General features: G+C 61.9%; 21 protein-coding genes. 7 read left to right on the top strand and 14 right to left on the bottom strand.

The genetic code is table 11. The features are described from left to right. Nucleotides 1-4: 4 nt before the first annotated feature. The 10 genes from KUV39_RS15350 to KUV39_RS15310 all read right to left on the bottom strand — a co-directional run bounded on the left by KUV39_RS15350 (nt 5) and on the right by KUV39_RS15310 (nt 10,149). A complete protein-coding gene (locus KUV39_RS15350) occupies nt 5-1,366 on the bottom strand; it encodes a sigma-54-dependent transcriptional regulator (RefSeq protein ID WP_037302693.1) in 1,362 nt (453 codons plus the stop codon). Continuing rightward, the gene (locus tag KUV39_RS18740; protein ID WP_008558747.1) at nt 1,363-1,488 is read right to left on the bottom strand and encodes a hypothetical protein; all 126 of its coding nucleotides are present in this window, start codon (nt 1,486-1,488) and stop codon (nt 1,363-1,365) included. Before KUV39_RS18740 ends, KUV39_RS15350 begins: the two co-directional genes overlap by 4 nt. Nucleotides 1,489-1,492: 4 nt before the next feature. After that, nucleotides 1,493-2,905: a c-type cytochrome gene (locus tag KUV39_RS15345; RefSeq protein WP_222460221.1), complete on the bottom strand. Its 1,413-nt coding sequence runs from the start codon at nt 2,903-2,905 to the stop codon at nt 1,493-1,495. Nucleotides 2,906-2,910: 5 nt separating this feature from the next. After that, nucleotides 2,911-4,137, bottom strand: coding sequence for a formate dehydrogenase subunit gamma (locus tag KUV39_RS15340; protein WP_008559261.1), 1,227 nt, complete (start codon nt 4,135-4,137; stop codon nt 2,911-2,913). A gap of 96 nt (nt 4,138-4,233) precedes the next feature. Then, nucleotides 4,234-4,827: a formate dehydrogenase FDH3 subunit beta gene (fdh3B, locus tag KUV39_RS15335; protein ID WP_008559327.1), complete on the bottom strand. Its 594-nt coding sequence runs from the start codon at nt 4,825-4,827 to the stop codon at nt 4,234-4,236. A gap of 13 nt (nt 4,828-4,840) precedes the next feature. Then, nucleotides 4,841-7,816: a formate dehydrogenase subunit alpha gene (locus KUV39_RS15330; RefSeq protein WP_222460220.1), complete on the bottom strand. Its 2,976-nt coding sequence runs from the start codon at nt 7,814-7,816 to the stop codon at nt 4,841-4,843. Nucleotides 7,817-7,922: 106 nt separating this feature from the next. Next, nucleotides 7,923-8,114: a twin-arginine translocation pathway signal protein gene (locus tag KUV39_RS15325; protein ID WP_008562985.1), complete on the bottom strand. Its 192-nt coding sequence runs from the start codon at nt 8,112-8,114 to the stop codon at nt 7,923-7,925. 59 nt (nt 8,115-8,173) lie between these two features. Further along, on the bottom strand, nt 8,174-8,821 hold the full coding sequence (locus tag KUV39_RS15320; protein WP_008559540.1) for a TorD/DmsD family molecular chaperone: 648 nt from the start codon (nt 8,819-8,821) through the stop codon (nt 8,174-8,176). Between the two features lie 45 nt (nt 8,822-8,866). Further along, complete coding sequence (locus KUV39_RS15315; protein WP_222460219.1) at nt 8,867-9,616, bottom strand: DUF3306 domain-containing protein; 750 nt, start codon at nt 9,614-9,616, stop codon at nt 8,867-8,869. Continuing rightward, nucleotides 9,613-10,149: a DUF3305 domain-containing protein gene (locus KUV39_RS15310; RefSeq protein WP_037303090.1), complete on the bottom strand. Its 537-nt coding sequence runs from the start codon at nt 10,147-10,149 to the stop codon at nt 9,613-9,615. Before KUV39_RS15310 ends, KUV39_RS15315 begins: the two co-directional genes overlap by 4 nt. Nucleotides 10,150-10,544: 395 nt before the next feature. Between KUV39_RS15310 and KUV39_RS15305 the strand changes: the two genes are divergently transcribed. After that, nucleotides 10,545-12,494: a 4Fe-4S binding protein gene (locus KUV39_RS15305; protein ID WP_222460218.1), complete on the top strand. Its 1,950-nt coding sequence runs from the start codon at nt 10,545-10,547 to the stop codon at nt 12,492-12,494. 102 nt (nt 12,495-12,596) lie between these two features. Here KUV39_RS15305 and KUV39_RS15300 read toward each other — a convergent pair whose 3' ends face one another. Beyond that, a complete protein-coding gene (locus KUV39_RS15300; RefSeq protein WP_222460217.1) occupies nt 12,597-13,358 on the bottom strand; it encodes a hypothetical protein in 762 nt (253 codons plus the stop codon). Nucleotides 13,359-13,506: 148 nt separating this feature from the next. Between KUV39_RS15300 and apbC the strand changes: the two genes are divergently transcribed. Genes apbC through KUV39_RS15285 form a run of 3 tightly spaced genes read left to right on the top strand, consistent with a single transcriptional unit; the run spans nt 13,507 to nt 15,768 of the window. Next, nucleotides 13,507-14,571 (top strand): iron-sulfur cluster carrier protein ApbC, encoded by a 1,065-nt coding sequence (gene apbC, locus KUV39_RS15295; protein ID WP_008562157.1) that lies wholly within the window; start codon nt 13,507-13,509, stop codon nt 14,569-14,571. A gap of 13 nt (nt 14,572-14,584) precedes the next feature. Beyond that, on the top strand, nt 14,585-15,292 hold the full coding sequence (locus tag KUV39_RS15290) for a DUF4444 domain-containing protein (RefSeq protein WP_209035413.1): 708 nt from the start codon (nt 14,585-14,587) through the stop codon (nt 15,290-15,292). After that, on the top strand, nt 15,292-15,768 hold the full coding sequence (locus tag KUV39_RS15285) for a DUF6505 family protein (RefSeq protein ID WP_037303089.1): 477 nt from the start codon (nt 15,292-15,294) through the stop codon (nt 15,766-15,768). Before KUV39_RS15290 ends, KUV39_RS15285 begins: the two co-directional genes overlap by 1 nt. 114 nt (nt 15,769-15,882) lie before the next feature. Here KUV39_RS15285 and KUV39_RS15280 read toward each other — a convergent pair whose 3' ends face one another. From KUV39_RS15280 to KUV39_RS15270, 3 genes are read right to left on the bottom strand one after another with little or no spacing between them, the layout of a single operon-like run. Then, nucleotides 15,883-16,686: an ABC transporter substrate-binding protein gene (locus tag KUV39_RS15280; protein ID WP_222460216.1), complete on the bottom strand. Its 804-nt coding sequence runs from the start codon at nt 16,684-16,686 to the stop codon at nt 15,883-15,885. Then, nucleotides 16,683-17,399: an ATP-binding cassette domain-containing protein gene (locus KUV39_RS15275; protein ID WP_008562639.1), complete on the bottom strand. Its 717-nt coding sequence runs from the start codon at nt 17,397-17,399 to the stop codon at nt 16,683-16,685. Before KUV39_RS15275 ends, KUV39_RS15280 begins: the two co-directional genes overlap by 4 nt. Next, on the bottom strand, nt 17,396-18,100 hold the full coding sequence (locus KUV39_RS15270) for an ABC transporter permease (RefSeq protein WP_222460215.1): 705 nt from the start codon (nt 18,098-18,100) through the stop codon (nt 17,396-17,398). Before KUV39_RS15270 ends, KUV39_RS15275 begins: the two co-directional genes overlap by 4 nt. A gap of 346 nt (nt 18,101-18,446) precedes the next feature. Here KUV39_RS15270 and nadA point away from each other — a divergent pair, with 346 nt between their 5' ends. Genes nadA through nadC form a run of 3 tightly spaced genes read left to right on the top strand, consistent with a single transcriptional unit; the run spans nt 18,447 to nt 22,030 of the window. Next, the gene (nadA, locus tag KUV39_RS15265; protein ID WP_008560047.1) at nt 18,447-19,499 is read left to right on the top strand and encodes a quinolinate synthase NadA; all 1,053 of its coding nucleotides are present in this window, start codon (nt 18,447-18,449) and stop codon (nt 19,497-19,499) included. A 3-nt stretch (nt 19,500-19,502) separates the two neighbouring features. Then, nucleotides 19,503-21,179, top strand: a complete 1,677-nt coding sequence (locus KUV39_RS15260) for an L-aspartate oxidase (RefSeq protein ID WP_222460214.1) — start codon at nt 19,503-19,505, stop codon at nt 21,177-21,179. After that, nucleotides 21,176-22,030, top strand: coding sequence for a carboxylating nicotinate-nucleotide diphosphorylase (gene nadC / locus KUV39_RS15255; RefSeq protein ID WP_008559622.1), 855 nt, complete (start codon nt 21,176-21,178; stop codon nt 22,028-22,030). Before KUV39_RS15260 ends, nadC begins: the two co-directional genes overlap by 4 nt. The last annotated feature ends 69 nt before the right edge of the window (nt 22,031-22,099 follow it).

The raw sequence follows: 22,099 nt of genomic DNA, 5'->3' as shown, positions 1-22,099 counted from the left end.
ACGATCAAACGCCCCAACTTGCGCATTTGCGGTCAATCGTCTTGCGCGAAACACCCAGCCTGCGCGCCGCCTCTGCGCGGTTGCCGTCACAGGCATCCAGCACATGCATGATGTGGCGCTGCATCACCAGATCCAGCGTATCCATCGCAGCACTGCCAGTCACGCTGCCCGTGCCTGCGAACTCCTCCGGGAAGCCCCCAAGGATCACCGATCGTTCGATCAGGTTGCGCAGCTCGCGCACATTGCCGGGCCAGTCGTAGCGGCTGAATTTCAGCAGGGTTTCCGCATCCAGTTCCAAAGCGGGCATCGCCAGGGTGGTCGAAAACTGCTCCATGAACAGTGCGGCCAGCTCAACGATGTCTTCCACCCGTTCTTTGAGCGGCGGCATCTGAATGTTGACCACATTGATCCGGTGATAGAGATCAGCCCGGAAACGCCCCTCTGCCACGGCCTGGTCCAGATCCGCGTTGGTGGCAAACAGAAAGCGCAGGTTGAGCGGAATGTCCCGCTCTGCGCCGACCGGTCTGATCCTCTGATCTTCCAGCACCCGCAAAAGAGCAGCCTGCACCTGTTCCGGCATCTGGGCGACTTCATCCAGGAACAGCGTGCCGCCATCGGCGTACAGGAACAGGCCATCCTGACGACGGTCCTGCGCATCGACCATGCCAAACAGTTCATGCGCGATGCGATCCGGCGCGATCGCCGCGCAGTTGACCGCGACAAAAGGTTTGTCTGCCCGGTCCGACAACGAATGCAGCGTGCGCGCAGCGATTTCCTTGCCGGTTCCGCTCGCACCAGTGAACAGCACGGGCGTCGGCATTGGCGCCAGCCGTGTGATCATGTCTCGTGCGGTCTGGATCGCAGGCGATTTTCCCAGCAGTCGGCCACGTGTTGCGGTCCCTTCTGCAGAGAGGGCATGTTTCAGCAGATAATTCTCGCGCCGCAGATGTTTGCGATCCAATGCCCGCGCCACAGAGTTCAGGATCTGATTGGCCCGAAAGGGTTTCAGAACGAAATCCGCTACCCCGACCCGCAGCGCCTGAATTGCGGTTTCAAGATCCGCATAGGCCGTCACCAGCACCGTATCGGCAAAGAGCCCGACCTTGCGCTGCTCCTGCACCCACTCCAGACCGGTTTTACCGGGCATGATGTTGTCCAGGATCACCAGATCAAAATGGGCCTGATCAAGAATCGCGGACGCCTCGGCAGCCGAGGCCGCCTGCTCTACCCTTTTGCAGCGGGGCGTCAGGATCTTGGTCATGAAATTGCGCATGCCGGGTTCGTCATCAATCACAAGGATCGACGCGCCAGCCAGATTTTCCCCATATTCGTCGCGGGGTGCCTCGGCAGTGGTCAGCACAATCAGTCCAGACGTACAGAGGGGCCGGACAATTTCTCGTCAGAGGCATAGCCTGCCCGATCCAGCGCGAAATTCGCACCGGCAGCAATCACGATGATGGCGGCAAATCCCGTCAACATGGCTTTCATTTGGTTAATTCTCCACCTTGGTTGCGCGCTTCATGAACGCGATCAGATCCAGCCGGTCCTGCGGGTCGGTGATCCGCTGCATCGGCATCTTGGAACCGGGAATATAGTGATCCGGTCCCAGATCGAAGAGGGCATCGATTGTCTTCTCGTCCCAAATTATATCAGATCCATCAAGGATCTCGGAATAGCGATAGCCTGCAAGCGTGCCGGCTTTTCGGCCAAATACCTGATGCAGGCTTGGCCCTGCTTTGCGCCCCTCGTCCGGTGTCAGCGCATGGCAGATTGAACATTTGCGCATGAACTGCCGCTCGCCGTTCGACATGGTTTCAGGATCCCGCAGAAAAGAGCGATTGCCAGCCATTTCCGCCTCCAACTCTCCCATCACTGCGACAGGCCAGCCATAGGCCACATCATCCAATCCCGCCGCCCAGATTGTCTGGCCGTCCAAAGAAAAGGCGAGCGCCCAGACAGGTCCCTGTCTGCTGGCCCGAAAATCGGAATGGATGCGCCAGGCTTTGGTGTCCACAACCATGATATAGCCCTGCCCATCCCCCACGGCGAGCAATCCGCTGTCAGAATGATGCGCCATCGCAAGGACGGGACGGCGATCCAGCGTGAAATCGGCAATCGCTGCGCCTGTTTCGCTGTGGACCACCCGCGTGGCCCCGTCGACCGCACCATAGGCAATCCATTTCTCAACCGGATCATAGATCAGCTGGTTGATGCCAAAGCCCTGCTGGACCAGCCGCTGCGGCGGACTGTCAGGCTGGTCAAAGATCAGGATTTCTCCGGCCATCGTTGCCGCATAGACCGCCCCATCGGTGCCAATCGCCACATCATTGATGCCGCTGCCCACCTTGATTTTGCGCGCCTCTCCCTCGCCAAGGGGCCACAGGCCGATCTCTCCGTCCCAACTGGCAGACGCCAAAAACCTCTGGTCAGGCGCGACAGCCAAGGCACGCACCTTTCCAAGGTGCTGACCGATAGGGGCTGCCTTGGCCTCCCCCTCCTGCCAAAGGTAAAGCGCGAAATCATCACCGGCCGTGGCCAACCGGCCTGCATCAACAAATGCCAGCGCCGTGACGGCTGCTTCGTGGGCCTCCAGCCACTGGGGCGCCCGTCCCGTCCACAGGGCCGCTGCATTGTCGAAACTGCCGGTTGCAACCTGCCCGCTCGGTGACACATCCAATGCCATGACCGGGCCCCCGTGCCCCTTGAGGGTTGTGAATTCCGCGGCCTCTTGGGCTGTGGCTTCCGGCAGTGGCAAGGTCAGGGTGCCACCGCCGTTGTCCTGTGCCATCGCAGCCGCGCCCAGCCATAGAAGACCAAGCCCCGATAGTAGCGCAGCCCGTCCAACCTCTGCCGTGCCACCTGACAGAGGCTGACGCAAAGCGCAGGACAAGGGCCGCAGCGCCATGGGCCTTACTCGGCCGGTGTGGCGCCTTTGGCGCTGGTGCCATCCGCCTTCGTGACTTCGCCCTTTTCGCGCATTTCCTCCAGCCAGATCGAGTGGTGCTGATGCGCCCAGGCCTCGTCCACCTCGCCGGTGCCCATCGCATCAAACGCGCCTTCCATGCCGACAGAGCCGATGTAGATATGGGCCAGGATGATCGCCATCAGGACAAAGCTGACAATCGCATGCCAGGTCTGAGCCAGCTGCATTTCCTCCTGCGGGGCCAGCTCAACAGGCAGCACCCCATAGCCCAGCCACTGGGGCAGACCGGAGTCATTCAGCACCGCAAATGTCTTGGCAAACAGCGGGAGCTCAAACGGGAACAGCAGCGACAGGCCAGATACCGAAATCGATGCGCCAAGCACGATCACTGACCAGAAGATCAGCTTTTGGCCAAAGTTGAACTTTTTCGCAGGCGGGTGCGCCTTGCCAACGATGCCGCCCATCTGACGGATCCAGACAAGGTCCGTCCGGTTCGGGATATTGTGGGCCACCCACATCACAAACACCATGATAAGGGCCAGCATGAAGGCCCATGAGACGTTGTTGTGGACCCATTTGCTCCAAATCAGCAGACCCGCGTTGATGTCTTTGCCGAGATACGGCGCAATCACCATGCGCCCAAAAAGACTGGCAAGTCCGGTCAGGCCCAACAGAATGAATGATCCCGCCAGCACCCAGTGGGCAAAGCGTTCGATGAACTGAAAACGGGTAACCGTGCGACCCGTCGAAGGTTCGTCGATCCGGATCCGCCCGCGAAGAAGATAGAACACCGCAAGCGCGCCCAATGTCCCAAGGAGCAGCCAACCACCGTATTGGCGCAACGGTCCGTCTCGGAAGGTGAGCCAGCGCATGCCGCCATCCTGCACCAAGACAGTGGCAACATCGCCCCCGGCAGAGACACGCAAATTGGCCGCATTATACCGGATCGCACGCCACAACTCCGGATCGGACGCCCCGCCAAGGGTGCCGAGCTGTTCCGTGATCCCTGCGCCGATGGCACCGGCGCCCACATCGTTGCTCCGGAAACTGTCGTCGATCTTTTCGCCACGCTGGCGCGCCAGAATGTCCTCAAGCGTCTGTGCACCGCCGGTGGCGCTGCGATCAGGGGCCGCAGCGGCACCGCTGTCCTGGGCGGTAGCGATCCCGGTCAGCAGGGTCAGCTGCATCAGAATGGCAAAGGCAAGGCGCAGCATGGGCTACACTCCTTTTTGGATTGTCTTGTCATTTGAAATCGAAAATCGGGACGGCCCGCAGCGGCGGGCCATCCCTTTTGGGTGAAGGGGGCCGGATCAGCCGCCCTTCTGTTCGTAGGCGGTTCCCCAGCCCCAGGCACCAGTGCCAAAGCCACGGGCGACCACGCGCTCGCGGTAGACTGCGGACACCACATCGCCGTCACCGGCCAGCAGCGCCTTGGTAGAGCACATCTCGGCACAGATGGGCAGTTTGCCCTCTGCAATCCGGTTGCGGCCGTATTTGGAGAACTCCGCATTGGAATGCGTCTCCTCCGGACCACCGGCGCAGAAGGTGCATTTGTCCATCTTGCCGCGGCTGCCAAAGTTGCCTGCCTGCGGATACTGTGGCGCACCGAAGGGGCACGCATAGAAACAGTAGCCACAGCCGATGCACAGATCCTTGGAGTGCAGGACGACGCCTTCTTCGTTCTGGTAGAAGCAATCCACCGGGCAGACGGCCATGCAGGGCGCGTCGGAACAATGCATACAGGCGACAGAGATCGACCGCTCGCCGGGGGTGCCATCATTGATGGTCACAACACGACGACGATTGATACCCCAGGGCACCTCGTGCTCGTTCTTACAGGCGGTGACGCAGGCGTTGCATTCAATGCAGCGTTCGGCGTCACAGAGAAACTTCGCTCTTGCCATATCTCTTCTCTCCTTATGCTGCGCTGATCTTGCAGAGAGTACACTTCGTCTCCTGCATCTGGGTCACGCTGTCGTAGCCGTAGGTCTGCGCGGTGTTGGAGCTTTCCCCAAGAACATAGGGGTCTGCGCCATCGGGATATTTGTCCCGCAGATCGGCACCCTGGTAGTGGCCGCCAAAGTGGAACGGCATGAAGGCAACGCCCTCCCCGACCCGTTCGGTGACCATGGCCATGACTTTGACCTTGCCGCCTTCGGGACCTTCGACCCAGACCTGTGCGCCGTCCCGCACGCCGATGTTGTTGGCATCACGCGGGTGGATTTCGACGAACATGTCCTGCTGCAGCTCTGCCAGCCATGGATTGGACCGGGTTTCCTCGCCGCCGCCTTCGTACTCGACCAGACGACCGGAAGTCAGAATGATCGGGAACTCCTTGGAGACGTCGTTCTTCTGGATCGACGCATAGAGGGTCGGCAGGCGATAGGCATGACGATCCTCGTATGTCGGGTAGTCTTCGACCAGATCCCGGCGGTTGGTATAAAGCGGCTCGCGGTGGATCGGCACCGGATCCGGGAAGGTCCAGACCACGGCACGGGCCTTGGCGTTGCCAAAGGGCGCACATTCATGCGCAATCGCAACGCGCTGGATCCCGCCGGACAGGTCGGTTTTCCAGTTCACCTTTGCCACCTTGTCATCATAGTCGGACGGGAACGGAGACATGCTCTGCTCGCCGACTTCCTCGGTGTAGTCCGCAAACCCGTCGACACCGGCCGCCTTGGCGATATACGCCCGCTCGTTCGGGGTCAGTTCGGTGTGCCAGCCCAGATCCTTCAGCATCTGGTAGGTGAATTCGGGATAGCCATCCTGAATGTCGGACCCAGCAGAGTAGACACCTTCGGCCAGCAGATTGTCACCGTCCCGCTCAACGCCGAAACGCGCACGGAAGGTCAGACCACCCTCTGAGACAGGCTTGGACATGTCATAGAGGTTCGGCGTGCCGGGGTGGTTCAGCTCTGCATTGCCCCAGCAGGGCCACGGCAGACCGTAGTAATCCCCATCAGCAGGGCCACCAACTGCGCGCAGCGTTGTGCGATCAAAGGTGTGCTGATTGGCCATGTGGGTCTTCAGGCGCTCTGGTGTCTGACCCGTGTAGCCGATGGTCCACATGCCGCGGTTGAATTCGCGGGTCACACTCTCGATATTCGGCGTTTCGGCATCTTCCATCTCGATATTGCGGAAGAGCCGATCGGCCCAGCCAAACTTGTTGGCGAACTTCGCGATGATCACGTGATCCGGCAGGCTTTCGAACAGCGGATCGACGACCTTGTCGCGCCACTGCAAAGAGCGGTTCGACGCGGTGACAGACCCACGGGTTTCGAACTGGGTACAGGCGGGCAGCAGATACACACCATCGGTACGATCATGCAGCACGGCAGAAACGGTGGGATACGGGTCAACAACGACCAGCATGTCCAGTTTCTCCATCGCCGTCTTCATCTCCGTCATACGGGTCTGAGAGTTCGGCGCGTGGCCCCACAGAACCATGGCCCGGACATTGTTGGGCTGGTCCATGTTTTCCTTGTCTTCAAGGATGCCGTCGATCCAGCGGCTGACCGGAATACCCGTCAGGTTCTGCATCGACTTGTCTTTGCCGTCGGCCCCTTTGAGGGTGTCAAACTGGCCAGCAAGCCATTCGCCATCTTCACCCCAGACACGACCCCAATGCGCCCAGGCGCCTTTGGACAGGCCGTAGTAGCCGGGCAATGTGTGGCTCAGAACGCCAAGGTCGGTCGCACCCTGCACGTTGTCGTGGCCACGGAAGATGTTGGTCCCGCCACCCGATGTCCCCATGTTCCCCAGAGCCAGCTGGAGAATACAGTAGGCGCGGGTGTTGTTGTTGCCGGTGGTGTGCTGGGTGCCACCCATACACCAGATCACGGTGCCGGGGCGGTTGTTGGCCAACGTCCGCGCCACACGCTTCAGCTGGCTGCCGGGGGTGCCGGTAACGCGCTCGACCTCTTCCGGGGTCCATTTCGCCACTTCTTCCTTGATCTGGTCCATGCCCCACACGCGGGTGCGGATGAATTCCTGATCTTCCCAACCGTTTTCAAAGATGTGCCACAGGATCCCCCAGACCAGCGCCACATCGGTGCCGGGACGGAAGCGCACATATTCGTCGGCATGGGCTGCCGTGCGGGTAAAGCGCGGATCACACACGATCAGCGGCGCATTGTTCTGCTCTTTGGCTTTCAGCACATGCAAGAGCGACACAGGGTGTGCTTCTGCAGGGTTGCCGCCAATGATAAAGATCGCACGCGAATTGTGGATGTCGTTGTAGCTGTTGGTCATGGCGCCGTAGCCCCATGTGTTCGCAACACCTGCAACAGTGGTCGAGTGACAGATCCGGGCCTGGTGATCCACGTTGTTCGTGCCCCAATAGGCGGCGAACTTGCGGAACAGATAGGCCTGTTCGTTGTTGTGCTTGGCCGAGCCGAGCCAGTAGACGGAATCCGGACCGCTTTCTTCGCGGATCTGCATCATGCCGTCGCCGATCTCGTTGATCGCCTGCTCCCAGCTGATGCGCTTCCACTCACCGCCTTCTTTTTTCATCGGATACTTCAGGCGGCGTTCGCCGTGGGCGTGCTCGCGGACCGAAGCCCCTTTGGCGCAATGGGCACCAAGGTTGAACGGGCTGTCCCAACCGGGTTCCTGACCGGTCCAGACGCCGTTTTGCACCTCTGCCACAACAGTACAGCCGACCGAACAGTGGGTGCAGACAGATTTGATGGTTTCAACAGCACCCGCCGCGGCGGTTGCGGCATTTGCCTTGGTGACAGAGCCACCCGTGGCGCTGATGGCAGCAAGGCCACCGATGGCCAGGCCGGATCCGCGCAGAAACGCGCGGCGGTCAACGGAGCTTTCCGCAACCTTGGACAGGATACTGGTCCGCTGGGGGCGTCGCGCAACCCCGTTGGTCTTTTTCCTAAGCATGTGTTCCTCCCTTGCTTCCCTTTCGGGCTCGCTGGGGTTTCAGGGGCCATTGGCGGTCGGGCGTCACGCAACCAGTTGCCGCAGGCGTTGGCGGATCACCGGTGCGTCAGAACCGGAGACTGTCGTAATAGGCGCGGGTATGCGCGGTATCCTGCATCACCTCAGATGTCAGGTCTGGCTCGGCCGCCTCGGCCGTGCCGCCGGTCGTTGCAACCGCCACCGCCGCAATCGGCGTTGTGGTCGCTGCCAGCTTGAGAAAGTCGCGGCGGCTCTGGGCCTCCTCGGTCTTTCTGGTCATGTGATCCTCCTCCTCAGATAGTTGGTTCACGGGGTTGTGGGACGGCAGGCCGTCCCGGCTCAGGCGGATTGCTCCGCACTCATCCGAAATCCTTCGGCTTCAATGTCCATGAAGACACGGCCCACCGCGCCGACAGCGGCGTAGAGGACCGAATTCTTGGCGGCTTCGAGATCGGAAAAGAAATGACCAGCCCAGGGGCCGATGTGTTTGTTGTAAAACTGTTTCTGATCGCTCAGCGGGGAAGCAGACCCAAAACGCCCTGCAATCAGCGCGCCCATCATCTCCATCAGCGAGGCAATGTTGTCCTCTGGCTCATAGACATTTTCGGCCCGTGTCATGCCCCGCGCGGCCATATCCTGACGCAGCGATGCCAGCGGTTTCTCATTCAGGAAACCGGTGAGATAATAGCTGGCGTAGGGCAGCAGCTCGCCCCGCCCGAGACCGATGAAGAGTTTGTTGAACTCCCGCTCGGCAGCGGCCGGTTTGGTGAGACGGGCGATCTTGGCCAGCGCATTGATCGCTGTGCCCAAATCAGTGTCGTCGCCTGCAAGTCCCGCCACCTGCTCCAGCAGCATCTCATCCGGCGGGCCGGACAGCATAAGCCCCAGAAAGTTGTAGAGATCCGCGCGCAGACGATCCTCATCCTGCGGGATTGCAGGGGCGGCATCCTGTGCGATGGTCTCTGTCTGGGCTTGCTCGGCGGTCATTTAGGTCTCCTCGCGGGTCTTGATCTAGGGCGTTTCAGCGAAGTTTCAGGTGGCGGAAGCGCCGGTATCTGCCTTGGTGTCTGCAGCAAAGGTAAAGCGCATGCGGCGTGGCGCAGCTGGCACCGGCTCCGGCTCGTCCAGAACCACGGGATGTGGCGCCAAAGTCGCCTCAGCCTCCTCGACCGCGTCCAATGGGGACAGCAGGGCCATGGTCGGCGGGCGAACGGTGTCGGATTTCGCGGTTGCGGATTTCGGCGTTTCAGCCTGCGCGATCAGGGGGGCGTTCCCCTCACCATCTGTCGCATCGCAGACGGTCGCCTCCTCAGTGGGCTGGGCATCGCTGTTGTCGGCGGCCTCAGCCGTCGCGACCGCTTCGCCCTCTGTCGCCTCCTGCGCCTGGCGGGCCAGCTCTTCGACATGGGCGGTCATGCCCTTGCCGACTTGATAGGCGGTCTGCAGGTTTTCGATCACCATTGCGCTGTCAGTGAAGTCTTCACCATAGTCCAGCAGCCCGTCCACGTTCGCCAGCACCGGATTGCTGGTCCACAGACGACGCAAGGCGCGGGTACGGATCCGCGCCGGTATGGTCTCTTTCAGGAAGACGCTGAAATCATCGCCCTGCTGCATCTCGTCCGGGTCCGGCAAATCCAGCTCTTCGAGGATCTCGGCGTCGGTCTTTTCCTCCAGCGCCTCCTCTGCAGCCTGACGGGCAGCTGCGGCGACCTCGGCGGCCTCTGCCTCCTGCTCTGCCGCAACACGGGCGCGGCGGCGGGACCAGAAATCATCCCCTCTCATGACAGGCGCGCCTTCTTGAGAGACGGCGAGCGATAGACATCCGTCAGCTGGGAAATCCGTGGATCGCCAATGCCGTCTTCGCTGGCGTCGGTCTTTACGCGGTCACGGCGGCGTTTCTTGAACGGCTCATCCTGATAATGCAGCTTGGCAAAGTCCCGCACCCACGCGATCAGCCCCGCAGGCATCGGCACCTTTTCCACCAGATCCTCGCCATTGTCCGCGTAATCCTGCGCCTCATAGGGGGATGCGGTCACCAACAGCACCTCCAGCGGACAATCCCCTTCCACGCTGTCACGCAATACGACGTAGATGCAGGGTGGTTCGGCTGTCAGGCCATGCAGGTAGGCCTCTGCCTCCGTCCGGTGCAGCTCCAGCGGGAGGGTGGCCGCGTGGAATTCGCTGACCCCATCCTCCTCGCGCAGCAACTGCCAGCGCGCCTCCCCTGCCCCCGGCAGAACCGCCGTCGCCTTCCAGGACCAGCGCGCCCAACGGGTCACCCCCGGCTGACGGCGCATCACAACGCCCAGCGGCATCACAACCGTCTTTGCATTCGGATCGATGGTTTGCGTCACGTTGACCGCCCTGTCGGTTTTGTCGCTTTCCACAAAGAGTGCCGCATCGTGACAGGCTGCCGAAAGATAAGATTTGCTGATTGCTCGATAAACAGGCGGTATCGGTCAATCTGACCAAGCTTTCAGCGACCAACGGGCCCGCCCGGACGAAAAGTCTATCTTGAGCTTTTCAGTCGGAAAAACGCCCGACCGTCAATCGCACGCCGCCAATGCGAATCACTCAACCTCTGGCCGCTACGACCAACAGCAAGCACACCGCGAAATCCGGTTTACGACCTGCGGGAATCATGCCTACTCTAAGGCCCGTTCCGGCGAAAACCCGCCACTTCAGGCAGCACTACAAAGCGCGAGGAAACATGCCTAAGCATATGATTTTATGTGACTGTTCCGGCACTCAGAACCTCGATCAAGAGGCCCTGTCTCAAGCGACCGGCCTACCCTGTTCCAAGGTGCATTCCGCGCTTTGCACCACCCAGATAGAGCAGGCTGCCACGGCGCTTGAAGGCGAAGATGCAATTATTTGTTGTGCCCAGGAACACCGCTTTTTTGATGCTCTGGCAGAGGAGCTGGGCCGCCCCTCGCCTGCCTATCTCGATCTGCGTGACCGGGCAGGATGGACCACGGATCAGGCCTCGACACTGCCCAAAATGTCCGCATTGGTTGCTGAGGCCCTGCTGGAGATCCCCACGAGCAAGACAGTTGATGTCCATTCCGAAGGCCTCTGCCTGATACTTGGGGCACCGGATGTGGCCTTTGCGGCGGCTGAAAAACTGCAGGATACGCTCGCCGTGACCGTGCTTCTTGAGCAGCCAATCGACCCACCGATGACCCGCGCCTACGACGTCATTTCAGGACATCTGCGACGGGCGCAGGGGGCGTTGGGACAATTTGCCGTGACCATCGATCAGCTGCAGCAGCTGGATGTAACGGGCCGCAACTGGACCTGGGATGCTCCGCGCGATGGCGGCCAGTCGATCTGCGACATCATCCTTGATCTGCGCGGCAATCGTCCGCTGTTTCCGGCACCGGAAAAACGTGAAGGCTACGTCCGCGCTGACCCCAAATCCCCCACAGCGTTGGCGGATGCCATCCTGACCGCGAGCCAGTTGATCGGCACCTTCGAAAAACCACTCTACGTGCGCAGCGAGCCGCTCTTGTGTGCCCATTCGCGGGCGGGCCAGACCGGTTGCACCCGCTGTCTGGACGTCTGCCCGACCGGCGCCATCAGCCCGGATGGCGACCACGTCAGCATCGACCCGATGATCTGCGCCGGTTGCGGGTCCTGCGCCTCGCTGTGCCCCTCTGGCGCCATCACCTATGACGCCCCGCCGACCGACGCCCAGATGCGCCGGATCCAGACCTTGGCAAAGGCTTATCTGGACGCAGGCGGCACCTCTCCGCGCCTGCTGGTCGTGGATGCCTACGGGCGGGAGATGATCGAGCTGACCGCTCGACACGGCCGGGGTCTGCCCGCCGACGTGATCCCGCTGTCTGTCGATGCGCTCAACAGTTTTGGTCATGCCGAGGCGCTGGCCGCGCTGACTGCCGGCTTTGCCGAGGTCAACGTCCTTCTCTCGCCCAAGGCCGAACGCGATACGCAGGACCACGAAATTGCGCTGGCGGCAGCGATTGCAGGGGACCACCTGCGCCTGTTGGAGCCTGCCGATCCCGACCAGCTGAGCGAGCAGCTTTTTGCCCCCGCCAAGGGATGCGCTGCCGTGGAAACACCCCAACGGCCAATGGGCACCCGGCGCCAGATCACCCGGCAGGCCGCCAAGGCGCTGATGCCCGATGCGGACATGTTACCCTTGCCCGAGGGCGCGCCATATGGTGCGGTGCTTGTCGCGTCGGACAAATGCACCCTTTGCCTGTCCTGTGTTTCGCTCTGCCCCTCCGGTGCGCTTGGTGACAATCCGGACCTGCCGCAGCTCCGCTTTCAAGAGGACGCCTGCCTGCAATGCGGGCTCTGCGCCAATGTCTGCCCGGAGAATGCGATCAGCTACGAGCCCCGCCTAAACCTCACGTCTGCGGCGCTGTCACAGGTCGTCCTGCACGAAGAAGAGCCCTTTGCCTGCGTCGAATGCGGCACGCCATTCGGGGTAAAATCCACCATCGACAAAATCACCGAAAAGCTTGCAGGGAAACACTCCATGTTTGCCAATCCAGATGCCGCACGGATGATCCAGATGTGTGACGACTGCCGGGTCAACGCGCAGTTCCACCAGCAGAACAATCCTTTTGCCGGTGCTGATCGCCCCCGCGTGCGCACCACCGAGGACTATCTGAGCAAACGCAAGGACCACTAAGTCGCTCGCCCGACCTGCCCAGATCTGCCCCGACCGGGCCGGCGGGCCCACTTTTCACGGAACCTTCACAGCCGACGGCCCCGACGCAAGACGATGACGACCCTATTTCTGTTCCAACGGCGCGCCCAAATCAGCTGGGGCCAGCAGGGCCACATAGGCCATGATGTTTTCCAGCTCCTCCAGCGTCATTTCGACGGGAACGATCGGCGAGGGTCTGGCCTCGTCGAAGGGCGCGGTTACATCTGCGATCTGGGTAAAGGCAGGATGGGGTTTCAACGCATAAAACGCCTGAAAGCGGCCCTCCCAGTCAGACAGCGTTCGCAGAACGAAAAACGATGGCGTAGAGCCGATGCTGTTCATGCGGCCTGCCTCATCGACCGCGTGGCAGCGACCGCAATGAACGCGCGACAGGCTGTAGCCGAGGTCGGCATCGCCATCCCACGACAGTTCGGCCACCTCCGCTTCGCGGACCTCGGGGGCCCGAAACATCGCCACGCCAGCTGGGGCGTAGGCCGCAATGGCGCGCACACCGACATCGGAGGTCAGCCATTTGCGCAGACGTTTGGCCCCGGCATGGTCAGGCGCAATCAGATCAAGATGCCAGGTCGTGTCGGCATCGGAAAACACTGGCGTACCCGCTGCTGTGCCTTCGAGCCGCGCCTCCGCCGCTTCCTCCACGGGAACCACAGCAACGCGGATCTGGGTTTTCAGGGAAAATCGCGGCAGGATGTAAGCCAACAGCCCGGTGTCCACCAGCGCCTGTGGCACAGCCAGGCGGACAAGGCGCGGGGTCTCTTCAGCGCGGAGCGGGCCACCGGGCACAATGCCCCCCGCAAGCAGCAGCACAGCCGCACAAACCGCCAAAAACCGTATCCGAACCCGCAAAAGACTGCATACCAAACCCATACGAAATGCTAGGAAACCACCTACATCTTCGTCAAGGCGTGATCTCGGCCCCGCCGCAGCCGCCCCAAAACTGAAGACAAACAAATAACCAAGGAGCAACCCCGGCGTGTCTCTCTCTCGTGAAACCGTTCTTGAAACGCTCAAGACCATCAAGGATCCGCTCTCCGGCAGCGATATCGTCGCCGCAGGTATCGTGCGTGCGCTGAACATCGAAGAGGGCACTGTCCGCTTTGTTCTGGAAATCGACCCAGCCAAATCCGACGTTTACGCGCCGGTGCGGGACGAAGCGGATGCCAAGGTTGCGGCCCTTCCCGGCGCGGGCAAAGTCTCGGCCATGCTGACCGCCCATTCCGAAAAGGCCCCGCCGGATCTGAAGCCCAAGCAGGCCGCCCAGCCGCAAGGCCCGCAGAAAATCCCCGGCGTAGACCGCATCATCGCTGTTGCTTCGGGCAAGGGAGGCGTCGGCAAATCCACAGTGTCGGCAAATATCGCCTGTGCTCTGGCCGCGCAGGGCCGCCGTGTGGGCCTGCTGGACGCCGATGTCTACGGCCCCTCGCAGCCGCGCATGCTGGGTGTCTCTGGCCGCCCCGCTAGCCCCGATGGCAAAACGATCCTGCCGATGCGCAACCACGGTGTCACCATGATGTCGATTGGTCTCATGACCAATGAAGACCAGGCCGTTGTCTGGCGTGGCCCGATGCTGATGGGGGCCCTTCAGCAGATGATGATGCAAGTGCAGTGGGGGGCGCTGGATGTGCTGATCGTGGACCTGCCACCGGGCACCGGTGACGTGCAAATGACGCTGGCGCAAAAGGCACATGTGGACGGCGCCATCGTGGTCTCCACGCCGCAGGACGTTGCCCTGATCGACGCCCGCAAGGGCATCGACATGTTCCAGAAACTGAACGTGCCGATCATTGGCATGGTAGAAAACATGTCCACGCATATCTGCTCCAACTGCGGGCACGAGGAACATGTCTTTGGCCATGGTGGCGTCGCGGCCGAGGCTGACAAGCTGAACGTGCCGCTGCTCGCAGAAATCCCGCTGCATCTGGATGTGCGCGTGGCCGCCGACGGTGGCGCGCCGATTGCCGTCAGCAAACCCGACAGCGCGCAGGCCAAGGCGTTTCACGATCTGGCGGCAGATCTGATCGCCAAAGGTCAGGCCTGATCCGGTGGCCGCCATGAGCGAACTCAGCTTTCCGCCTCTGATGGAGGGGCTCGCGCTCAGCGGGGCAGAGGATCCCTTTGCCCTCGCCTGCCAAAAGGCAGTGCTGGGCTGTGATGCGGGTCTGGTGGTCTACAACCTGTCCCACGACCGGTTGCAGGCTGCCCTCGTTTTCGCACCCGAGGTCGCGCTGCAGCAGGCTATGACAATGCTGCCCGTCTGTGGCATTGCGCTGCAGAACGCCCTGGGTGCGCTGGCCCCGCCAGAGGTCGCGGTACATCTTCAATGGGATGGCGGCTTGCGCATCAATGGCGGCCGGTGTGGCCGCCTGCGCGCTGCCTCCAGCACGTCAGAGCCATCAGAGGTGCCTGATTGGCTGGTCATCGGTCTGGACCTGCCGCTTTGGCCGCCGGGCGAGGGTGAAACCGGCGATCACCCGGAGGACACAGCCCTATATGCCGAGGGCTGCGCCGATGTGGACGCAGGCCAGCTTCTGGAAAGCTGGGCGCGCCACGCGCTGCACTGGATCAACCGCTGGGAGGACGAAGGCACCGAACCCGTCCATGCCACCTGGCGGGGTCTGGCGCAGGATATGGGCGAGACCATAAGCCACAAGGGCCAGACCGGCACATTTCTTGGGGTGGATGAAGATTTCGGCCTGCTCCTGCGCGATGAGACAACCACCCATCTGATCCCTCTCACCACCCTACTGGAGACCCCATGATGCAGCTTGCCCGTGCCATTCATTTCGACGAGAGCGATCAGAACGTCTTTGCCAGCCCTGCCCGCACCGGCGAGTGGTGCATTTCCGGCGGGTTTGAGTTTTCAAACTGGGGCGAGGCCGATCTGATCGGCAAACAGCGTCAGGCCTTTGCCAACGGCTGGATGGGGCTGGAAACGGGTGGGCGGGCGACGTTTGTCGCAGTGACCAAGATTGAAGAGGCCGAGATGGCGACCCTCCGCGATCTGCTGGCCCAGCATTTTGTCACCTACTACGGCGCCCCAGGGATAGAGGCCGCGCGCCCCGTCGCCCAGGAAGAGCTGGCGCACATGGCTGACCTCTGCGCCGATCATGCCCCCAACACGCTGCTGACTGTGATGCGCGAACTGACAGAGGCCGGGGTAAAGGAGAGCTTTCGCGCCATCGAAGCGCAGGACGCAGGGCTGGAACAATTCGCCATCCACGTGACCGACGACTGAGATCGACAGCCTGACCAAATGACTGGCCCGAAAAACCGACTGGCCCGACAACAGAAAACGCCGCGCAGACCAGCGCGGCGTTTTGCATTTCGTCATTCCCAAAAGGCGACAGCGTTACGGTTTGGCGTTGAACACGAACAGGGCTTCGCCGTTGATCTGGTAGCTGTTGATCAGATCCTTTGCCTTGTCCGACACCAGCCAGTTCTCCAGCTCGGCCACCAGTTTCGTTTTCACATGAGGGTGCTTTTCCGGATTGACCGGCAGATAGGCGTATTGGTTGAACAACACGGGATCGCCGGAATACAGCAGCGCCAGATCTCCCTTGTTGGCAAAGTTGAGCCAGCTGGCACGGTCGGACATGATATAGCCGTTCATCCCTGCTGCCGTGTTGAGCGCAGCCCCCATGCCTGCCCCCACAGCATTGTACCAATCGCCAAACCCTTCCGGGGACAGATCGGCGGATTTCCACAGGCTCAGCTCTTTCTTGTGGGTGCCGCTGTCATCGCCACGGCTGACAAAGGCCGCTTGCGAGGCGGCAACCTTCTGCAAGGCATCCGCAGCAGAGCCAGCCTCTGCCACACCAGCCGGGTCTGCCTTGGGCCCGACAAAGACGAAATCATTATACATGATCTCACGGCGATGGGTGCCATTGCCGCCTGCCAGAAACGCCTCTTCGGCTTTCTTGGAATGGACCAGGATCGCATCCACATCGCCCGCCTCGCCCAGACGGATCGCCTGACCCGTCCCGACAACCAGCAACTGCACCTCAAGGCCCAGATCGGCCTTGATCTCCGGCAACAGCACCTCTGCGAGGCCCGAGTTATGGAAAGAGGTGGTCACCGCCATCTTCATCTCGTCCGCAAAAGCCGCCGTGCCCATAGCAACAGCAGCCAGCGCGCCCAACAACATGTGTTTCATTCGACAATATCTCCGTTCAAAAATGCACGTGCCTGATCTGTCTGCGGCCCTGCAAAAAACGCCTCGGCCGGGGAAAACTCCGCGACCTTGCCGTGCAGCACAAACAGAACCTCATCGGCCAGGCGTTGCGCCTGCCCCATATTGTGGGTCGACATGATCAGCCGCGTCCCCGACGCCGCGACCTCTGTCAGAATTTCCTCGATCTCGCGCGTGGCCCGCCCATCAAGGGAAGCACAGGGTTCATCCAGAAAAAGCAGCCGTGGTTTGCGGATCAGCGCGCGCGCCAGCGCCAGTTTCTGCCGCTCGCCGCCTGACAGCAGGACCGCGGGTCGTTGCAGCGCATCGCCGCCCAGCCCGATCCGCTCGGCCCAGATCGTCGCCTCCGCCAATGCCTCTTGGCGTGCCACCTTGTTGAGCCGCAGGGGATAGGCGATGTTTTCCACCACGGAACGGCGCATCATCACAGGGGTTTGAAACACAAACGCCTGTTGGCGTTGCGCCTGTTCCGTCGGACAAGCCCAGCTGATCTGCCCACCGCCGAGACGCAAAATCCCGTGCAACATCTTCAGCAACGATGTCTTGCCCGCGCCATTGGGGCCAATCACGATCGACGTGCCCTGCCCACCCAGCTGCAAATCAACGGGGCCCACCAGAACCTTGCCGCGCCTGCGCACCGACGCATTGCGCACCGAAACCGGAAACAGATCGCTCACCACCGGCCCTCACTCTCGGTTTTGCCCAGCCAGTGGATGGACAAATTCACCGCCACAGCCAGCGCAATCAGCACAAACCCCAGCCCCAGCGCCATGGCAAAATCCCCCTTGCCGGTCTCAAGCGCGATCGCTGTTGTCAGAACCCGTGTGGCATGGTCGATGTTGCCCCCCACGATCATGATCGCGCCGACCTCGCCGATGGCCCGGCCAAACCCGGCCAGCGCCGCCGTCAAAAGCGCGCGGCGCCCATCCCAGAGCAGGGTGCAGATCCGCTGAAACTGCGTCGCATTCAGGGAAATCAGCAGATCGTGATAGTCGCTCCACAAATCGCGCAGCGACTGATGCGCGATGGACGCGACCAGCGGCACGATGATGATGACCTGCGCGATGATCATGGCCGTTGGTGTAAACAACAGCCCCAGCACCCCGAACGGGCCAGCCCGTGACAGCATCACATAGACAATCAACCCCACCACAACCGGCGGCAACCCCATCAGCGCATTCAAAACCGCAATCGTTGCCCGGCGCATGCGGAACCGGCGCACCGCCAAAAGGGCGGCCAGCGGCAGCGCAATCAGGCAGGCCACCGCCAGGGCGCTGAGCGTCACCCGAAGCGAGCGCAGCGTGATCTCGACCAGATCCGCATCCAGCGTCACCAGCAGCCAGGCCGCCTGCATCAATCCGTCCCAAAGATCCGACATGTAAGCGGGCCAACTCTCCCTTGGGACCGGACGCACCGCTTCCCTGACTGCGTGTTTCGTTTCTCAAAATCACAATAATGCAGCCCCCAGAAGCCGAAAATGGCCCTGCGCCGGAAAAAGGACAATTTGACCGCAGCGCGTTAGCGCCACCAGCAAATCTGCGGACAAAAGGGGACAGGCACGCCACAGGCCTTCTGTTGCCGATAGCCTCCAATTGGAGCCGATTTACCCGAGGACGCGCCGCGAAAAGCGGGATTAAGTCACTGCATTTGCTTGCGTGCGAAATATGAACATGAAAGAACACCACCCCAAAGTGCCATCTCTGGCGCAGCTTTGAGGAAATGCCATGTTCGATCTGCAAACCATGCGCGATCAGCTCGCCAACCACTACGACCTTGCCCCCAATCCGGCGCTGGCAGAAGAGATGTCCGACATCTACAGCCGCATGGACCGTGTGGTCAGCCCCGCGGACTGGGTGATGTTTGCCCCCTATGTGGCCGCCATCCTCGAGCTGAAAAAAAAGCGCAACGCGGTGATCCTTGCCCACAACTACATGACGCCGGAAATCTATCACGGTGTTGCGGATGTGGTTGGCGACAGTCTCCAGCTGGCGATCGAGGCCGCAAAGGTCGAGGCTGACGTGATCGTCCAATGCGGCGTGCACTTCATGGCCGAAACCTCCAAGATCCTCAGCCCTGACAAAATCGTCCTGATCCCCGACATGGACGCAGGCTGTTCGCTGGCCGAATCCATCACCGCCGAAGGCATCGCAGAGATGCGGGCAAAATATCCCGGCGCGCCAGTGGTGACCTATGTGAACACCACCGCAGAAGTCAAAGCGGCCTCTGACATCTGCTGCACCTCTTCGAATGCGGCCCAGATCGTCGCGGCGCTTGACAGCGACACCATCATCATGACCCCGGATCAGTACCTGGCGCAGAACATCGCCCAGCAGGTGCCGCAAAAGAACATCGTCTGGTGGGAGGGCTCCTGCATCGTGCACGAGCAATACACCGCCAAGGATCTGCGCGACTTCCGCGAGTGGAACCCCGGCACGCGCCTGATTGCGCATCCCGAATGCCCGCCGGATGTGGTGAACGAGGCGGATTTCTCTGGCTCGACCAGCGGCATCATCAAATATGTCACCGACGAGAAACCGGAAAAAGCCCTGCTGATCACCGAATGTTCGATGGCCTCCAACATCGCTGACGCTCTGCCCGAGGTCGATTTTGTCGGTCCCTGCAACATGTGCCCCTACATGAAAATGATCACGCTGGAGAAAATCCTCTGGTCGCTGCACACCATGTCCGAAGCGGTAGAGGTTGACCCGGAGGTCGCCGAAGGAGCCCGCGTGGCGGTGCAGAAGATGATCGACCTCAGCCAGAAACTGGGGATCTGATCCTTGGACCGCCCCGGCGCACAGGGCACGACTGGCAACCCCGTGACGGAGGCCCCGGCCTCTGAACATGTTGATGTGCAGGCCCTGACCGAAGGCACCGCAACCTGCGATACCAGCCGCATCATCATTGTCGGGGCCGGCATGGCTGCGCTTTATGCGGCTCTTGAACTGGCGCCGCGCCCCGTGCTGATGATCTCTCCGGAAACGCTCGGCGATGGGGCGAGTTCGGCTTGGGCGCAGGGCGGTGTGGCCGCCGCGATGGACCAGGCGGACAGCCCTGCAGCCCATGCCAGCGACACCGTGCGCGCAGGGGCTGGCACCGTCGATGCGGCCGTTGCTGCCATGGTCACGCAGGTTGCACGCGACCATATTCTCGACCTCACCGATCTTGGCACCCCCTTCGATCGCACCCCGGACGGCGGATTTGTCATGAGCCGCGAGGCCGCCCATTCGATGGCGCGGGTTGTGCGGGTCAAGGGCGATCAGGCCGGCAAGCAGATCATGGAAACACTGATCGCCGCCGTCCGCGCCACACCCTCGGTACAGGTGCAGGAAGGCACGCAGGCGGTTCGTCTGGAATGCGTCGGCGATAGCGTGACCGGTGTCTGGGTCAGCGATGCCACCGGCACCTCTGCGCCGCTTCTGATCCGCGCCCCTGCGATCCTGCTGGCTGGCGGCGGATCAGGTGGGCTATTTGCCCATACCACCAATCCCCCCCGCATCCGCGGCCAGGTCATCGGCTTTGCCGCCCGTGCAGGTGCGCAGATCGCAGATCCTGAGTTTGTGCAGTTCCATCCAACGGCCTTTGACATTGGCGAAGACCCTGCCCCCCTCGCAACCGAGGCCCTGCGCGGCGATGGTGCGACGCTCATCAACGCCGAAGGCGACCGTTTCATGCTGGCCGCCCACCCCGACGCAGAGCTCGCCCCCCGCGACATCGTTGCCCGGGCGATCTTTGCCGAAACACAGGCCGGACATCGGCCCATGCTCGACACGCGCGCAGCCTTGGGCGCCGAGGTTCTGAGCCGCTTTCCCACCGTTGCCGAGACCTGCGCCCGCGCAGGCATTGACCCCGTGACAGAGCCGATCCCCGTCGCAGTCGCAGCGCACTACCACATGGGCGGCATCGACACCGACCTGCAAGGCCGCGCCAGTCTGGAGCGCCTCTGGGTCTGCGGCGAAGCCTCCTCGACCGGGCTACACGGCGCCAATCGGCTTGCGTCCAACGGGCTGCTGGAGGCGCTGGTCTATGCCCGCACGGCGGCCCAGGATATCGCCGCCACCCTGGGCCCGGCACCGGAGGATAGCGATCAGGCGCCGCCCGAACTGCATCTGACCTTTGCGCCCGCCACGACACCTGCGGCCCCCGCCAGTGCGATTGCAAAGCTGCGTGAGACGATGACCGCTCATGTGGGTGTGCGCCGCGACGAGGCCGGGCTGAAAACCGCGCTCGCCACAATCGAGACCCTGCTGGCGCACTACGGTGACGACGAGAGTTTTGCCAATATGTGCGCCACCGCCACCCTGATTGCTGCCGCCGCCCTCGCCCGCCGCGAGAGCCGGGGTGGCCATTTCCGCGATGACTTTCCCGCCGCGGACCCGGATCTCGCCCACCGCACCCGAATTACCCTCACCGAGGCCCGCGCCATCCGCGCCGCCGCCGCACAGGATCTGACATGACCCCGTCCTTTGCCACCCTTCCCGATCTGATTGTCGAACCGCTGGTCCGCGCAGCCTTGCTCGAAGACCTCGGCCAGAGCGGAGATGTCACCACCCGCGCAGTGATCCCTGCCGCCACCACCTATGAAGCCCGCCTGAACGCCCGCGACGCAGGTGTTGTTTCGGGGATGCAGATCGCCCGGATCGCCTTTCATCTGGTGGATCCTGCTCTGCGGATCGAAACGCTGGTCCCGGATGGCAGCCCCTGCACGCCGGGACAGACATTGATGACCATTTCAGGATCTGCCGCATCAATTCTGTCCGGTGAACGTGTGGCTCTGAACTTTGCTGGGCGTCTGTCCGGCATCGCCAGCCTCACCAACAGCTTTGTCGCCGAAACCAAAGGCACCCAGACCCGCATCACCTGCACCCGCAAGACCACGCCGGGGCTGCGCATGGTCGAAAAACAGGCCGTCCTGCATGGCGGCGGCTACAACCACCGTTACGGGCTGTCGGACGCCATCCTGATCAAGGACAACCACATTGCCGCCGCCGGCGGAGTCGCCGCGGTTCTCAAGGCCGCCAAGGCCAATGTCAGCCACATGATGAAGATCGAAATCGAGGTCGACACCCTTGCTCAGCTCGAAGAGGTTCTGGCAACGGGTGGCGCGGATGTGGTTCTGCTGGACAACATGGACACATCCACCCTCGCCAAGGCGGTCTCCATGGCAAAAGGCCAGCTGGTGACCGAAGCCTCCGGCAACATGCGCAAGGAACGCATTGCCGAAGTCTCAGCCACGGGAGTGGACTATATCTCTTCGGGCGCGCTGACCCATTCGGCCCAGACCCTGGACCTCGGCCTCGACTTCTGAGCCGCGCCTTCAGAACCTGACATGCAAACGGGGGCCAGTCGGCCCCCGTTTCCGTTTTCCCCGATCAGG

Source organism: Phaeobacter italicus, from assembly GCF_019801785.1.
Classification (GTDB): Bacteria; Pseudomonadota; Alphaproteobacteria; order Rhodobacterales; family Rhodobacteraceae; genus Phaeobacter; species Phaeobacter italicus.
Note: the sequence above shows the minus strand (reverse complement) of the source record. Positions and strands in the feature narration are given on the sequence as shown.

Coding starts and splice junctions, on each gene's coding strand:
- KUV39_RS15285 (WP_037303089.1), top strand. CDS start 15,292: ATGCAGCTTGCCCGTGCCATTCATTTCGACGAGAGCGATCAGAACGTC.
- nadC (WP_008559622.1), top strand. CDS start 21,176: ATGACCCCGTCCTTTGCCACCCTTCCCGATCTGATTGTCGAACCGCTG.
- nadA (WP_008560047.1), top strand. CDS start 18,447: ATGTTCGATCTGCAAACCATGCGCGATCAGCTCGCCAACCACTACGAC.
- KUV39_RS15280 (WP_222460216.1), bottom strand. CDS start 16,686: ATGAAACACATGTTGTTGGGCGCGCTGGCTGCTGTTGCTATGGGCACG.
- KUV39_RS15345 (WP_222460221.1), bottom strand. CDS start 2,905: ATGGCGCTGCGGCCCTTGTCCTGCGCTTTGCGTCAGCCTCTGTCAGGT.
- KUV39_RS18740 (WP_008558747.1), bottom strand. CDS start 1,488: ATGAAAGCCATGTTGACGGGATTTGCCGCCATCATCGTGATTGCTGCC.
- KUV39_RS15315 (WP_222460219.1), bottom strand. CDS start 9,616: ATGAGAGGGGATGATTTCTGGTCCCGCCGCCGCGCCCGTGTTGCGGCA.
- KUV39_RS15305 (WP_222460218.1), top strand. CDS start 10,545: ATGCCTAAGCATATGATTTTATGTGACTGTTCCGGCACTCAGAACCTC.
- fdh3B (WP_008559327.1), bottom strand. CDS start 4,827: ATGGCAAGAGCGAAGTTTCTCTGTGACGCCGAACGCTGCATTGAATGC.
- KUV39_RS15320 (WP_008559540.1), bottom strand. CDS start 8,821: ATGACCGCCGAGCAAGCCCAGACAGAGACCATCGCACAGGATGCCGCC.
- KUV39_RS15325 (WP_008562985.1), bottom strand. CDS start 8,114: ATGACCAGAAAGACCGAGGAGGCCCAGAGCCGCCGCGACTTTCTCAAG.
- KUV39_RS15290 (WP_209035413.1), top strand. CDS start 14,585: ATGAGCGAACTCAGCTTTCCGCCTCTGATGGAGGGGCTCGCGCTCAGC.
- KUV39_RS15310 (WP_037303090.1), bottom strand. CDS start 10,149: ATGCCGCTGGGCGTTGTGATGCGCCGTCAGCCGGGGGTGACCCGTTGG.
- KUV39_RS15270 (WP_222460215.1), bottom strand. CDS start 18,100: ATGTCGGATCTTTGGGACGGATTGATGCAGGCGGCCTGGCTGCTGGTG.
- KUV39_RS15340 (WP_008559261.1), bottom strand. CDS start 4,137: ATGCTGCGCCTTGCCTTTGCCATTCTGATGCAGCTGACCCTGCTGACC.
- KUV39_RS15330 (WP_222460220.1), bottom strand. CDS start 7,816: ATGCTTAGGAAAAAGACCAACGGGGTTGCGCGACGCCCCCAGCGGACC.